The sequence below is a fragment of the Novosphingobium sp. BL-S-19 genome, from assembly GCF_055521675.1.
The window spans coordinates 1,341,560-1,354,227 of the sequence record NZ_CM145497.1 but is presented as its reverse complement, the minus strand read 5'-3'; the positions used below and the strand labels follow the sequence as shown (position 1 = coordinate 1,354,227).

Here is a 12,668-nt window from a genome sequence, read left to right as displayed (position 1 = left end):
CTCTATTCTCGCAAAAAGCGGCGCACGGCCGCCAGTTTCGGCGCATCGGCCACCGGCTGCCCGGCATATTCGCGCAGCCCCCACGAACCGAAGCCGGCAATCGGCGCGGTGGCGGCATAGAGCATCAAGGTGTCCCCGAAGCGCTGCTGCCAGCCTTCGATGTAGCGGGCATAGATCGCGCGCATGCGCGGATCGCGCTGGACGGCGCGGGCCAGCGCCAGATCGTCGGTCACGAGGTGCTGACCGCCTTCGTATGTCACGAAGCGCTTGCCGAATTGCGCGGCGACTGCCCGATTGGCGTCAGCCAGTGCGTAAGCATGGTCGATCGCATTGGGCAGGCCCGCGAAGATCCGGTCTACATCCTGCGGGGTAGCGGCGAACCCGGCAAGATCGAAACCGATGTAGGGCGCCGCGGCCACCGCATCGACCCATCGGGCGGCGTCGCGATGGCTCAGCTCGATGCGCACCATGTCCGGATTGCCGTTCTGGGCCGAACAGACGCGTACCAACGCCTGCGGCCGGTCGGCATAGACGGCCGACCAGATCTTCATCGTTTCCACCATGCGTTCGGAATAACGCTCGGCCCGCGCGGCGAACGGATTGCCCTGGCCAAGGCCCAGCGCCATCCCCTCCCGCTCCGCCTGGTGGGTGGCCTCGAACATGCCGTTCCACACCTCATTACCGAATTCCACGTAGACGGTGCGGCCGGGATCGAGCCGGCCATGCACCAGCCGCGCGAAATTGCGCAAGTATTCAGCATCGGCATTGTAAGGCATCACGAACCATGGGTCGGCCCCGACCCGATTGGCCAGGTCCACCATATCCTCGATGGAAGCGCCTGCCGGTCCCGCCTGCGATGCGGACGACGGTTTGGGCCGTGTCGCCCAGTCGACTTCCGGGTTGCCGTTGACAGGCTGCCAGTCCAGAAAACGGATGACCTTGAAACCGGAAAGGAACGAGAGGAATTCCGGATCGAACCTGGCCTTCGGGGACACACCCTCCTTGCGACAGTCAATGTTGCGGATGGGATCGTCCGGATCGGTGCGGAGCAATTCGATCCACGCCACCTCTTCCTCATTGCCCGTGGGGGCAAGCGCCATGGTCATGCCCTGCGCGTCGCGCGCGGTAATTCTGGCCGCCCCGCCCGCACCCAGTTCGCCCTTGCCCGCAAAGCTGCAGCGCACCGTGATCGGGCGGAAAGGAGCGGCCGGCAGCATCAACATATGCGGCGCCGTCTCGTCGGGCCGGAGGAAACGCACCCATCCCGATGCGTCGATCTGTTCTGCGGGCAACAGGGTCCAGCTTGACCCGCGCGAGGACATCCATTCGGCCTGTGCCAGCAGATTGGCGAAGACCGGCTGGCGAATGAACGTCTGCAGGCCATAGAGATTGACGCCCAGCACCATCGGCCGCCTTCCCCGCTGCGGCGCCGGCTCCGGCGCCGCAGCGGGTGCGCTAGCCCGGACAGTTTCGCGCTCTGCCGCGCAGAGGTGCATCGACAGCGCGGCCCCGGCGACGGCAACCACAAGCGCCGATGAAAACAGGATCCGACGTTTCAGGACGGGTTTCCTCCGGCGATGCCCTTGACCGGCATCTGCATGACGCTGGCCGCCATCGGGGAGGCGTTGCGGCGCCATGCCCGATGGATGCTGAAGATCTGCGGCCCTTCCACCAGATAGCGCCGCCACAGCCGGTGGGGATCGGAACAGAGCCGATAGAGCCATTCGAGCGCCATGTGCTGGATCACCACGGGCGCGCGTTGTTGTTCGCCGGTCAGGAATTCAAGGCTGGCCCCCACGCAGAATCCGATGCCGCTTGCGCCCCGGGCCTTGGCGACGCGCCGCGCGACGATCTCCTGCTGGGGCGATCCCACGGCCAAAAAGCTGTACCGGGCCTTGGCTTCCACCAGGAAGCGGACCGCCCGCGCCAGTTCGCGCGGATCGCGCACGAAACCCATCGGCGGATTGTAATGGCGCACGTCCGTCAGGCCGAAGCGCCGCGTGATTTCCTCCACTTTGGCGCTGCTGCCGCCCAGGATCGCCACCGACCCATCCGCCGCGATCCCGCGTTCGAACAGGGCGGCGGTCAGGTCGCTGCCCGGCACGACCGGAAGGTCCCGGCCCACCGTACGCGCCAGCCGCGCCAGGATGCGGCTGTCGCACAGCGTCATCCACGCGCCGCGATAGGCGGGCCACAAGTCGGAACGCCGATATTGCAGGCGCACGACATGATCGACATTGGGCGTCACCACATACGTGAAGGGTGCCGAGGGCGCCCGCCGCACAATCGCATCCAGCGCGGTTTCCATGTCGATCGGAGTGAAGGCCAGTTCGAGGAATTCCACCGCATCGCGTGCAGTCGGTGCCGGTAGCGGGGTAATGCTGAGCTTCGGGCCCAACTTCGGGCCCAATACCGGCCCCAACGCTGGCCCCAACGCTGGAATGACGGGTGCCTCGAAGTCCTGCTGCATGCTGTACATGGTCGCGCTCGACCTCCCACGCGCACTATGCCGCGCGCGCGCCGCACGATCTGCTCGCCCAACTGCGCACCGCATAGCGCCTACAGGAAATTGCTTCGGAGAAGTCCTCCACAAAAATCGGGACCAAATCCGTGGATCGGGGACCGCCGCCGCTCCCATCCACACGCCGCTTTTCCATCCGGACGGCAGGTATATCGCAGGCTCCTTGCGATTTCTCCGAGGGGGGAAGACGGCACCTTCTTCGAACGATTTCACCGTTTTTCCCAAATCGTTATGCTTTCCGGCAGGATCGGGGACAGGCTTTCGCGGCTCTTGAACCGGTTCTGCATCAGGGAGGCTCAAGTGCGCGATGCAAGCGACCCGTTTCCGTACCGGCAGCCTGTTCGGCACCGGCTGGGCCAGAGATCGGGAAGAACGGCCCGGATCGCGTTGATCGTACCGTTCCTTGCAGCCTCGTGCATTGCCCCCCCCATCATGGCCCAGCAGGCAGGCACAGTGGCCGATGCGGCCGCGATGGGCGCCGCCGTCCCCCCGCCGCTCACCGGACTGGCCGGTCCGCGCTACACCGTGAACGCGGGCGACGAACTGGACGTTTTCGTCTGGGGCGAGGATCGCATGCAACGCGCGGTGCTGGTCCAGCCGGACGGCACATTCGCTTTCCCGCTGGCCGGAACCATCCGTGCCAGCGGCCGCAACGTATCCGACATCTCCAGCGAAATTCGCGAGCGCATTTCCCTCAATTATCGCGGCACCGTGCCCGACGTCACCGTTTCGGTGAGGGAGGCGACGGGGATGCGTTTCTATGTGGTCGGCAAAGTCCGCTCCCCCGGCAGCTTCACCAGCGGCACCTCTCCGAACATCTTGCAGGCCCTCAGCATGGCTGGCGGCACGTCGGACTTTGCCGACGTGAAGAACGCGGTGATCCTGCGTCAGACCCCGCATGGCGAAGTGGTCGAGCCGGTTGCGCTCAACAAGCTTCTCAAGGGGAAGCGCGCGCTGGAGGCCGGTGGTCTCGACAAGCCCCTGCCGACACTCTCGAGCGGCGATGTCCTCGTCATTCCGTGAGGGGCGCAAGCATGAACCGATCCAGGGCTCTGCCGCAGATGCCGCCATCGCCATTCCCGCCCTCGCGCTGGCCGTCGCGGTGCTCCTCCCCGGTTCCGCCGCCGCCCAGTCCCAGCCGGCGCCGCTCCCATCCTATCAAGCGCCTTTCGAGGTGGATGTGACCGCGCTGGCCGCCCGAAATCCGTTCCTGGTGGACGATGACGATGACGATGCCGTTACCGCGGCCATCGCCCTTGCCGCGAAGGGACATGCGGACTGGCAACTGGCGCCCGGCACCGACCTCGACGCAGATGGCGGGGTGGCATTTCGGCAGTACAGTAGCAGATACGGCAACTTCCTGACCGGGCGCGCCGCCATGGCCCTGAATCACCGGCATAACGAATATCTGACGTTCCTGAGCGAGGCATCCTACGAGCGCGTGCTGCCGACCACCGCGCAGGAAAGCAGCATCGATTCCGCCGTGGATCCGCTCAGCCTCCAGGACAATTACCAGTTGGCGCAGACAGTCACCTGGCACAGCGACGCGCTTTCGACAGTCAGCGGCACGCTGGGCTGGACCCGGCTGGACCCGCGCGGCTCTACCTTGCTTCAATCGACTTCTGCCCTTGCTCTGACGCTGAATGCACAGCGGCAGATCGATCCGGTTACCACGCTGGGCGCGGTTGCCACGATGACATGGTCGCGTTCCGGTTCCGGTTCCGGTTCCGGCTCAAGCGCGGGCGGCGACCCTCATGCCTGGACCGCCCAGCTTACCGCGGAACGGCGGATGGGCCATGGCTGGCGCGCGCGGGTCGGACTGGGCATCACCCGCACCTCGCAACTCAACGATCTTGGCGAGCGGCGGAGCGGCGGCGTGCAGTTCGCGGGCGATGCCCTGCTCTGCCATGACCCGGGGCGTGTCTCGGTATGCGTTACGGCCTCGATCCAGCCGGTGATCAGTTCCTATGGCGGCATCCAAAGAGAAACGGCCGTGGGCGCCACGCTGAACTGGCGGACGAGCGAACGCGGCACGCTGACCGGCAGCGCCGACTACCGGCGATCGCCCCAGCCCGCGCCCAGCAACGACATCGACACGATGCGGCTGGCCTTGCGCTACGATTACCGGCTCAACGGGCAAGTCTCGCTGTTCGCCGGGCCCGAATATTACCGCCGAACGGACCTGACCGGTCGGGCGGTGGATTCCGCCCAGTTCCAGATCGGCATTGCAATCGGGGTGCCGCGCCAATGACGCTGTCGATGAAGCCTCCAGTCCTGCCCAAGACCGATCCCGACGGGCTCGGCATCTACCCCCGCGAGATTCTGGCCATGCTGCAGCGCCGATGGCGCTGGCTGATCGCGCCACTGATACTGGGACTGCTGGCGGCATGCGTGGCCATCGCGATGCGCAAGCCGGTCTATCAGTCGGCAGCCACGCTGCTGATCGATTCCCCGCAGATTCCCACGTCGCTGGTCGCGTCCCCACTGACCGACATCGCGGACGAGCGGATTGCCAAGATCCGGCAGCAGATCGTCAGCCGCGACAGCCTGGCCGGGCTGATCCGCGCCAACGACCTCTATCCCGCCGAACGCGCGAAAGTGGATGCACCGACGCTGATGGAGATCATGCGCGCCAATATCGGTGTGGACCTTGTCGCCGCCAACCAGGGGCACAACGGCGGCAGCACGATCGCCTTCACCCTGTCCTACAAGTACCCCGATCCGCACAAGGCGCAGGCCGTGACCGAGCAATTGACGCGGATGTTCCTGGTGGAAGACAAGCGTTTCCGCACCGAGCAGGCGACCGGCACCGCCTCTTTCCTTGAGCATCGCTCGGAAGAGCTGCGCCGCCAGTTGAGCGCGCTGGAAGACAAGCGCCGCGATGTGGAGGCGCGCTATGCCGGGGCGCTGCCCAGCGACGTGGCGCTCAGTTCGCAATCCAGTTCGGCGCTGCGGGCGGAAATCTCGCGCACCGATTCAGAAACGCAGGGCATCATTCAGCAGAACGGGATGCTGGCGTCGCGGCAGCAGGATCTGGCGCAAGGCCCGCCCCCGGGCACCGAAGGCCTGCGCACCGCCGAAATCCGGCTGGCGCAGCTTCAGTCCACCCATTCGGACACCTTTCCGGACGTGATCGCCGCCAAGGCCGAAGTCGAACGCCAAAGAGCGCTGGTCAACGCCAATCCGATCCCGCAATCCACCTTGGTGCAGACCGAGATTGCCTCCGGTCGCAACCGTATCGACGTCTTGGCCAGCCGCCGATCCGAACTGGTGCGCACGATGGCCGAAATGGACCGCCGCGCCGCGCAGGCGCCGGAGGCGGCCTATGAGCTGAACATGATCGAGCGCGAGTACGACAACATCAAGCGCCAGTACGATTCGCTCCGCGAAAAGCAGCTGGACGCGCAAGTCGCCGCCAACCTGCAGACCGAGGATAAAGGGGAGCGTTTCACCGTCGTGGATCAGCCTAGCCTGCCGCTGGAGCCCCTTGGCGCCAAACCGCTGTTGCTGCTCATGATGGGCGTGGTCGGCGGTGCCGGTCTGGGGCTTTGCCTGATCTTCGTCTACGAATTCGCGAATGGCACGATCCACGGCGAGCAGACGCTGGCACGGACAACGCAGATTCCCACCTTGGGCGTGGTGCCGGGGCGGCGACAGGCCGGCCGGCTGAGCCCCCTACTGAACGGCTTGACGCAGTGGCTGCGGAACCGGCGGTTTCCCGGCTGGCTGGCGGGCCGCCTTCCCGAGCAATGGCGCAGCGCCCTGTCCGGTGGAAGCCCCGCAGCGGGCGCTGCGGCCAAGCCGGATACCGCAGGAGTAGCCCGATGAAAGCCGATACCGGCATCACCTCACCCCTCTCGAACGCCGTATCCGGCGCGAAGACGAAAACCCGATCGCGGGCGAAGCCGAAATCGGCCGGCGTCGCGCCGATCGCCGAAACCTCGGCGACGCCGGCAGCCGCTGCGGCTCCTGCGCTCGCTCCGGCACCGTGGATTCTCGATCCTGCGGTGCTGGCCGACAACCATATCGTCGGCTTCGGTTCCATGAACGAGGATGTGCATCCATTCTTCATGCTGCGCGCGGCGCTGCTGCACCATACCGTCGCCACGCACCAACGCGTCTTCGCTATCACCTCTGCCCAGGCCGGCAATGGCAAGACCCATATCGCCGCGAACCTTGCCGCGACGCTGAGCCGTATCCATCCGACCGTGCTGGTCGAACTGGACCTGCGTCAACCGCAATTGGGCACCCGGTTCGGCCTGCCCACCGACAGGATGGGGGTGGACGATTACCTGTCCGGAGAAGCGGAATGGGCCGACACGGCCGTGCCGGTCGAAGGTTTCGACCTCACCGTCCACCGCGTCCGTCGGGCCCGCGTCAATGCGGAACCGCTGCTGGCATCCCCATTGTTGGCACAGATCCTGCGGCAGTTCCGCGCCGACGCGAGTGGGCCGATCTGCATCCTCGATACCCCGCCGGCTCTGGTCAGCGACGATCTGGTGCTGATCTCACGCGGGATCGACGGCGTGCTGCTTGTCGTTGAGGAAGCGCGCAGTCGCAAGGGTGACATCGTAGAGGTCATCAACGCCCTGAACCCGACGCCGATCATCGGATCGATCCTCAACAATTCGATCACCCGGCCGCGCAGCCAGAACACCTATGGCTACCACTACTATCGCGATGAGCCCGGCTCCGCCTCTCTGGATTAGCGCAGCCGAGAAGATGAGGATGACTGGCAGCCCCTGATCAGGAACGCATTGCCAAAGGCTTCAGCAAGGCTGCCAGATCCGCCGCGATGCGATCGGGATCGTGGCGTTCGAGGACGCGCTGCCGCCCGCGCTCGCCCATTGTCCGTCGCGCTTCCGGCGGTGCATCGGATGCTGCGACCAGCGCCGCGGCGATCCCTTCCACGGATCCGGAAGGCACCAGCCAGCCCACCGCATCGTCGACCAGTTCGGGAATACCGGCGATGGCCGTGGCGATCACCGGGCGGCACAATGCCATCGCCTCCATCAACACGACAGGCAGGCCTTCGGCAAAGCTGGGCAGCACGAAGACATGCGATCGCGCCAACGCGCGGCGAATTTCGTCCGGTCCGGCCCAGCCCAGCAATCTGACCCTGCCCTGCAGGCCCAAACGCTCTATCTGACTTTCGATAGCGGCCCGGTCCTCCCCGTCGCCGATCACATCCAGCGCGATCGACCGCTGCCCGACAATGCGCGCCATGGCCTCTATCAGCAGGGGCAGGCCCTTCTGGGCGCTCAATCGCGCCACGCAGAGGAACCGGGTGGCCTTGCCCTCACCGGCAACAGTGGCGCCATCGGCAAGGAACACTGGGTCTGGTGCGCAGCGGATCACGTGGATCCTGCTCCAGTGCGCTGGATCGGACCACCGCATCAACTGGCCGCGTCCGAAGCTGGAGACTCCGGCCACGAAAGCGGCATCGGCAATCTTGCCGGGTAGGTCCAGCGCCTGCGGCGCATCGAACTCATCCGGCCCGTGAACCGTGAAGCTGTAGCTTATCGGCGCGAGCCGCGCGGCAAGCCGCGCCACCATCGCCGGATTGGTGCCGAAATGGACGTGGAGATGCCGGATCCCCTCTCGTTCCAGTCGGCGCGCCAGCAGTGCAGCCTCTGCAAAATAGGCCGCGGCACGATGCCGATTGCCGGACCCGCAGACTTGCCACGAAAGCCGCAGCGCGCGCCACGCCGCCTGCGGCCGCGTCACGAAGCAGGCCGCCGCCGCGCCGGCCAGCGCCATGCCGTGATCCAGCAGGCCCACCGTCCTGGCCGCCTCTTCCCGATCCTGCGCGCCGGGAAGCGGCTGGTCCGATCGGCGCACGGTATACCGGCTGACGGCAAGGCCCTGCCGTTCCAGAGCCGCGATCTCCGTGCGAATGAAGCTGTGGCTGACCTTGGGATAGACATTGGTGAGATAGGCGACCCGAAGCCGGGTATCCGCTTCCGCCGGCTGTTCCGTCGCCAACGTTTTCCCGGCGCCGCGCGGCCGCCTTGCGTGCACGGCATCCTCGCGCACGAGCGCGGACGTGGAATGCCATGTCAGCGCGGCTTCGGGAGTGCCTGCAATTTCGGTCATGGCGGCCACTATGATCGAGCCGCCGCCCGGACGTCATTGCGAATTCTTCCAATGCGTTTTGACCTCCGGACTTTGGCTGGGGCGCTTGGGCCAATGAACTTAACCCAGTGGACTGTAGGAACCTCAAGGCCCGGATGCGCCCGCGCGCGCGCCATGCGAACTTTTGCGTGATCAACGGGAGGCTTGCCGTGGCGGCACCACGTCATCGCGGATGGCACGGCGCATTGTTATTGGGCGCGGCGATCCTGTTCGGCCCCGGCGCGGGCGCCCCTGCGGCGCGGCTGGCGATGAGGCCAGCTACGCCTTCTGTCACGCCGGCGATCGCGCCGGGTATCCCCTATCGCCCACAGTCGAGCACGGACGATCAGGCCCGACTGGCCCGTGCCTTCAATGCCGCCACTCCCTTGGCGCGCGGTGCGTTGATCGCGGCCCAGCCGTTCCATCTCGACGCTTCCTTTGCCGACCGTGCACGGGCGCTGGACTGCCTTGCCGCCGCCGACTTCTATGAGGCGGGGGGCGATCCGGCCGACCAGCGCGCGGTGGCGCAAGTGGTGCTGAACCGCGTGCGCCATTCCGCATTTCCATCCTCGATCTGCGGCGTCGTGTTCGAAGGCGCGGAGCGGCAGACCGGATGCCAGTTCACGTTCAGTTGCGACGGTTCGCTGGTTCGCCGCAGGCCGAGCCCAGCGGCATGGCAACAGGCGCGTCGCACGGCGGCGGAAATGCTGCTGGGCCGCGTTGAGGCCACCGTGGGCCAGGCCACCCATTACCATACCGATTGGGTGAGCCCGCCGTGGGACCGCACGATGGACAAGCTGGCGATCGTCAAGACTCACTTGTTCTTCCGCTGGCGCGGCGCCACGGGCTCGCCGGCTGCGTTCACCCGCCGCTATGCCGGCGGCGAGCCGCAGATCGCGCGGCTGGCGCAGTTGTCCCCCGCCCACGCCCCCGCCTCCGGCGACGATCCCGGCCGGCAAGATCTGGCGGCGATTTCCGGCGCCCCCGCCGACGCTTCTCCGGCCACGCCCCCGTTGCCGCCCACGCTGCAGGAGCAGGGCGTCTTCCTCGTCTCGCTTCCCCTCGGGGCAAATCCGGACAGCTTCGTGCGTCTGGCAGAGCAGCAATGCGCCGGACTGGCCGATTGCCGCTTCGTCGGTTGGACGGACCCGGCCCGCCGCGCCACCGCATTGCCGCTTCCGGGAAGTGCGGTGGATGCCATATCGTTCACTTTCGTACGGCATGCCAACGGTCAGGGCAGTGCCTTGGCGCGGTGGAATTGTGCGGAGTTTCCCCGGGTAAACACCGCGGAATGCCTGCGCCGGGCCAGTTGAAGGGGTCAGTTGAAGGAGCGGGCATCCGCTCGAAAGAACCCTCCCCTTGAAAATCTGTACTGGCATTGCAGACTGCCCCGGCTTCTTGCCCCACGATACTCTTGCCCCATGTTCCGTTCATGGTTGGGGGCGGCAATGGAATTGCATCGAAGCACGAGTGACGAGCGCCCTGCGAGCGAGGACTACACGCTTGTCGAACCACCCACCGTCGCCCGTGCGCCCCGGCCCAAACAGAAGCGCCGCGCGCCGCCGATCGATCTGGACGATGCGCCGGTCACCCGGCCGTTCCTGCCGCCGCTGGACGAATTCCTGCCCTATCTGGAGGGCATCTGGGCCAATCGCTGGCTGACCAATGCCGGCCCCTATCACCAGCAGTTCGAGGAAGAGCTGGCCGCCTATCTGGGCGTGGAGCACGTGGCGCTGACGTCGAACGGCACCAGCGCGCTGGAACTGACGCTGCAGGCGCTGGATCTGACAGGTGAGGTCATCACCACGCCCTTCACTTTCGTGGCCACCGCCCATGCGTTGAAATCGCGCAATCTGCAGCCCGTATTCGTGGATATCGACCCGAAGACGGGGAACCTAGACCCCGAGAGGGTGGAGCGCGCGATTACCGGGCGCACCAGCGCGATCCTGCCGGTCCACTGCTTCGGCCACCCGTGCCGCACCGATCGCATCGCCCAGATCGCGAAGGCCCATGGTCTGAAGGTGGTCTATGACGCCGCGCACGCCTTCAACGTGCGCCGCGGCGGCGAAAGCCTGCTGCGCGCCGGGGATGCGGCCTGCCTCAGCTTTCATGCGACCAAGGTGTTCAACACCTTTGAAGGCGGTGCCGTCGTCTGCGCCGATGCCGCCACCAAGGCGCGCATCGCGCGGCTGCGCAACTTCGGCTTTTCCGATGCCTATTCGGTCGACGCGATCGGCACCAATGCCAAGATGAGCGAATTTCAGGCAGCGTTCGGCCTGCTCCAGCTGAAATACGCGGACGAGGTGATCGCCCGCCGCGCCCACATCGCCGGGCTGTATACGGCTGGTCTGCGAACGATCGATGGCATCGCGCTGTTTCAGCCGGAGGCCGACTGGCAGCGCAACCACTCCTATTATCCGCTTTTGCTCGACGGACGCTTGGCCGCGCGACGGGACGAACTTTGCGCGCGCCTGCTGGCCGCGGGGATCCATGCGCGGCCCTATTTCTGGCCGCTGGTCTGCGATCATCCGGTCTATCGCGACCTGCCTTCGGCCAGCGCGCATATGCCGGTGGCCCGCCGCTTTGCGAAAAGCATCCTGTGCCTGCCGCTCTATCCCGATCTGGCCCCGCGCCATGTCGAGAACGCGATCGGCATCATCGCCGATTTCAGCGCCCGCAACGGTGAACGGCCCTGAGGGCGCGTGCCATGACAGCCATGCCGACCTCTTCCGACTTTCCGGATAGTGGCCATGCCATGCTCAACATCCTGATGGTCGCGGAAAACGTCTCCCGCAACCTCAGCGGAGAGACCATTCTTCCCTATTACTACCTCACGCATTTCCTGGCCCAAGGGCATGAGGTTCGCGTCATCTGCCACGAACGCGTGCGCGAACAGCTGAAGGCCGAACTGGACGCAGCGACTTTCGCGCGCTTCACCTTCGTCAAGGACAGCGCGCTGCAGAAAGCGCTGCACCGGGTCGGCGGCCTGTTCCCGCACCGCGTGGCGGACCTTGTGTTCAACCAGCTGATCCAGCTTCTGACGCAGATGCGTATGCGCGGGCTGGCGCGCGACCACGTGGCGGCCGGCGCGGTGGACGTGGTGTTCCAGCCCGCCCCCATCGCCGTGAAGGCAGTGAGTTCGATGTACAACCTGGGCGCGCCGGTGGTGATCGGGCCGATGAGCGGCGGAATGGACCTGCCCCCGGCCTTTCGCCGGATGGATGGACCGCTGGTGCGGCTGGCGATCTCCGGATCGCGCAGCGCCACCGGACTGCTGCACCGGCTGATCCCCGGCAAGCGCAAAGCCGCCATGTTGCTGGTCGCCAACAAACGCACGCGGGCCGCGCTCCCCATCCACACCACCGGCGAAGTGCGTGAAGTGATGGAAAGCGCCGTCGATCTGGGCCGGTGGCAGCCGCGCAGTTCCGACCCGGCGCTGCGCGGGCCGATGTCCTTCATCTTCTGCGGCCGCTTCGTCGATTGGAAGGGCATCTCGCTGCTGGTGAAGGCTTTCGCGCCGCTGGCACGCGCGGGCAACGTGCGGCTGGACCTTGTCGGTGACGGCGAACTGTTCGGGGAAATCGAACGGTTGATCGAGGACGAAGGCATCGGCCGAAACGTCGTCCTCCACGGCCGTGTACCGCTGGAACGCTATATCGAACTGCTGCACGATGCCGGCGCCTTCGTCTCGCCATCGCTGCGCGAATGCGGCGGCATCGCGATGATGGAGGCGATGGCGATCGGCGTGCCGGTAATCGCCACGGACTGGGGCGGCGCCGCGCAATATGCCAGCCGCGACTGCGCGATCCTGGTGCCGCCATCGTCGCAGGCGGACTTCGTGGAAGGGTTGACGGCGGCGATGCGGCACCTTGCCACCTCGCCAGACCTGCGCCGCGATCTTGGCCGCGCGGGGCGCCATCATCTTGAACGCGAAGGCCATGACTGGGCCGTAAAGGCGCGCACCGTCGCAGAAATCCTGCAAGGCGTTTCGCGGCCGCGCCAGGCACCCTCACCCCAACCGGCAACATGAGCA

General features: G+C 66.2%; 10 protein-coding genes. 7 read left to right on the top strand and 3 right to left on the bottom strand.

Annotated features, from left to right (window positions below; all coding sequences use genetic code 11):
- Positions 1–2: 2 nt before the first annotated feature.
- Together ACZ1JV_RS05835 and ACZ1JV_RS05830 are read right to left on the bottom strand one after the other, a co-directional pair.
- Positions 3–1,406 (bottom strand): hypothetical protein, encoded by a 1,404-nt coding sequence (locus ACZ1JV_RS05835; protein WP_465148744.1) that lies wholly within the window; start codon positions 1,404–1,406, stop codon positions 3–5.
- Positions 1,407–1,555: 149 nt separating this feature from the next.
- Positions 1,556–2,479: a WecB/TagA/CpsF family glycosyltransferase gene (locus ACZ1JV_RS05830; RefSeq protein ID WP_465148743.1), complete on the bottom strand. Its 924-nt coding sequence runs from the start codon at positions 2,477–2,479 to the stop codon at positions 1,556–1,558.
- Positions 2,480–2,953: 474 nt separating this feature from the next.
- Here ACZ1JV_RS05830 and ACZ1JV_RS05825 point away from each other — a divergent pair, with 474 nt between their 5' ends.
- The 4 genes from ACZ1JV_RS05825 to ACZ1JV_RS05810 are packed head-to-tail and all read left to right on the top strand — an operon-like array spanning position 2,954 to position 7,230.
- Complete coding sequence (locus tag ACZ1JV_RS05825; RefSeq protein WP_465148742.1) at positions 2,954–3,544, top strand: polysaccharide biosynthesis/export family protein; 591 nt, start codon at positions 2,954–2,956, stop codon at positions 3,542–3,544.
- Positions 3,525–4,772 (top strand): hypothetical protein, encoded by a 1,248-nt coding sequence (locus tag ACZ1JV_RS05820; RefSeq protein WP_465148741.1) that lies wholly within the window; start codon positions 3,525–3,527, stop codon positions 4,770–4,772. The genes ACZ1JV_RS05825 and ACZ1JV_RS05820 overlap by 20 nt, the downstream gene beginning before the upstream one ends.
- Positions 4,773–4,780: 8 nt before the next feature.
- A complete protein-coding gene (locus ACZ1JV_RS05815; RefSeq protein ID WP_465148740.1) occupies positions 4,781–6,349 on the top strand; it encodes a GumC family protein in 1,569 nt (522 codons plus the stop codon).
- Positions 6,346–7,230: a CpsD/CapB family tyrosine-protein kinase gene (locus ACZ1JV_RS05810; protein WP_465148739.1), complete on the top strand. Its 885-nt coding sequence runs from the start codon at positions 6,346–6,348 to the stop codon at positions 7,228–7,230. Before ACZ1JV_RS05815 ends, ACZ1JV_RS05810 begins: the two co-directional genes overlap by 4 nt.
- Before the next feature lie 37 nt (positions 7,231–7,267).
- On the opposite strand, the gene ACZ1JV_RS05805 is transcribed toward ACZ1JV_RS05810, so the two are convergent.
- A complete protein-coding gene (locus ACZ1JV_RS05805; protein WP_465148738.1) occupies positions 7,268–8,617 on the bottom strand; it encodes a glycosyltransferase in 1,350 nt (449 codons plus the stop codon).
- A gap of 188 nt (positions 8,618–8,805) precedes the next feature.
- On the opposite strand from ACZ1JV_RS05805, the gene ACZ1JV_RS05800 reads away from it, so the two are divergent.
- From ACZ1JV_RS05800 to ACZ1JV_RS05790, 3 genes are all read left to right on the top strand, one after another.
- Positions 8,806–9,948, top strand: coding sequence for a cell wall hydrolase (locus ACZ1JV_RS05800; protein WP_465148737.1), 1,143 nt, complete (start codon positions 8,806–8,808; stop codon positions 9,946–9,948).
- A 135-nt stretch (positions 9,949–10,083) separates the two neighbouring features.
- Positions 10,084–11,331, top strand: coding sequence for a DegT/DnrJ/EryC1/StrS family aminotransferase (locus tag ACZ1JV_RS05795; protein WP_465148736.1), 1,248 nt, complete (start codon positions 10,084–10,086; stop codon positions 11,329–11,331).
- Positions 11,332–11,342: 11 nt separating this feature from the next.
- Positions 11,343–12,665: a glycosyltransferase family 4 protein gene (locus tag ACZ1JV_RS05790; RefSeq protein WP_465148735.1), complete on the top strand. Its 1,323-nt coding sequence runs from the start codon at positions 11,343–11,345 to the stop codon at positions 12,663–12,665.
- Positions 12,666–12,668: the final 3 nt, after the last annotated feature.

Bases quoted from the DNA above. Each gene is read 5' to 3' on its own strand.
- ACZ1JV_RS05805 (WP_465148738.1), bottom strand. From the start codon at position 8,617: ATGACCGAAATTGCAGGCACTCCCGAAGCCGCGCTGACATGGCATTCC.
- ACZ1JV_RS05790 (WP_465148735.1), top strand. From the start codon at position 11,343: ATGACAGCCATGCCGACCTCTTCCGACTTTCCGGATAGTGGCCATGCC.
- ACZ1JV_RS05815 (WP_465148740.1), top strand. From the start codon at position 4,781: ATGAAGCCTCCAGTCCTGCCCAAGACCGATCCCGACGGGCTCGGCATC.
- ACZ1JV_RS05835 (WP_465148744.1), bottom strand. From the start codon at position 1,406: ATGGTGCTGGGCGTCAATCTCTATGGCCTGCAGACGTTCATTCGCCAG.
- ACZ1JV_RS05810 (WP_465148739.1), top strand. From the start codon at position 6,346: ATGAAAGCCGATACCGGCATCACCTCACCCCTCTCGAACGCCGTATCC.
- ACZ1JV_RS05825 (WP_465148742.1), top strand. From the start codon at position 2,954: ATGGCCCAGCAGGCAGGCACAGTGGCCGATGCGGCCGCGATGGGCGCC.
- ACZ1JV_RS05820 (WP_465148741.1), top strand. From the start codon at position 3,525: ATGTCCTCGTCATTCCGTGAGGGGCGCAAGCATGAACCGATCCAGGGC.
- ACZ1JV_RS05830 (WP_465148743.1), bottom strand. From the start codon at position 2,479: ATGTACAGCATGCAGCAGGACTTCGAGGCACCCGTCATTCCAGCGTTG.
- ACZ1JV_RS05795 (WP_465148736.1), top strand. From the start codon at position 10,084: ATGGAATTGCATCGAAGCACGAGTGACGAGCGCCCTGCGAGCGAGGAC.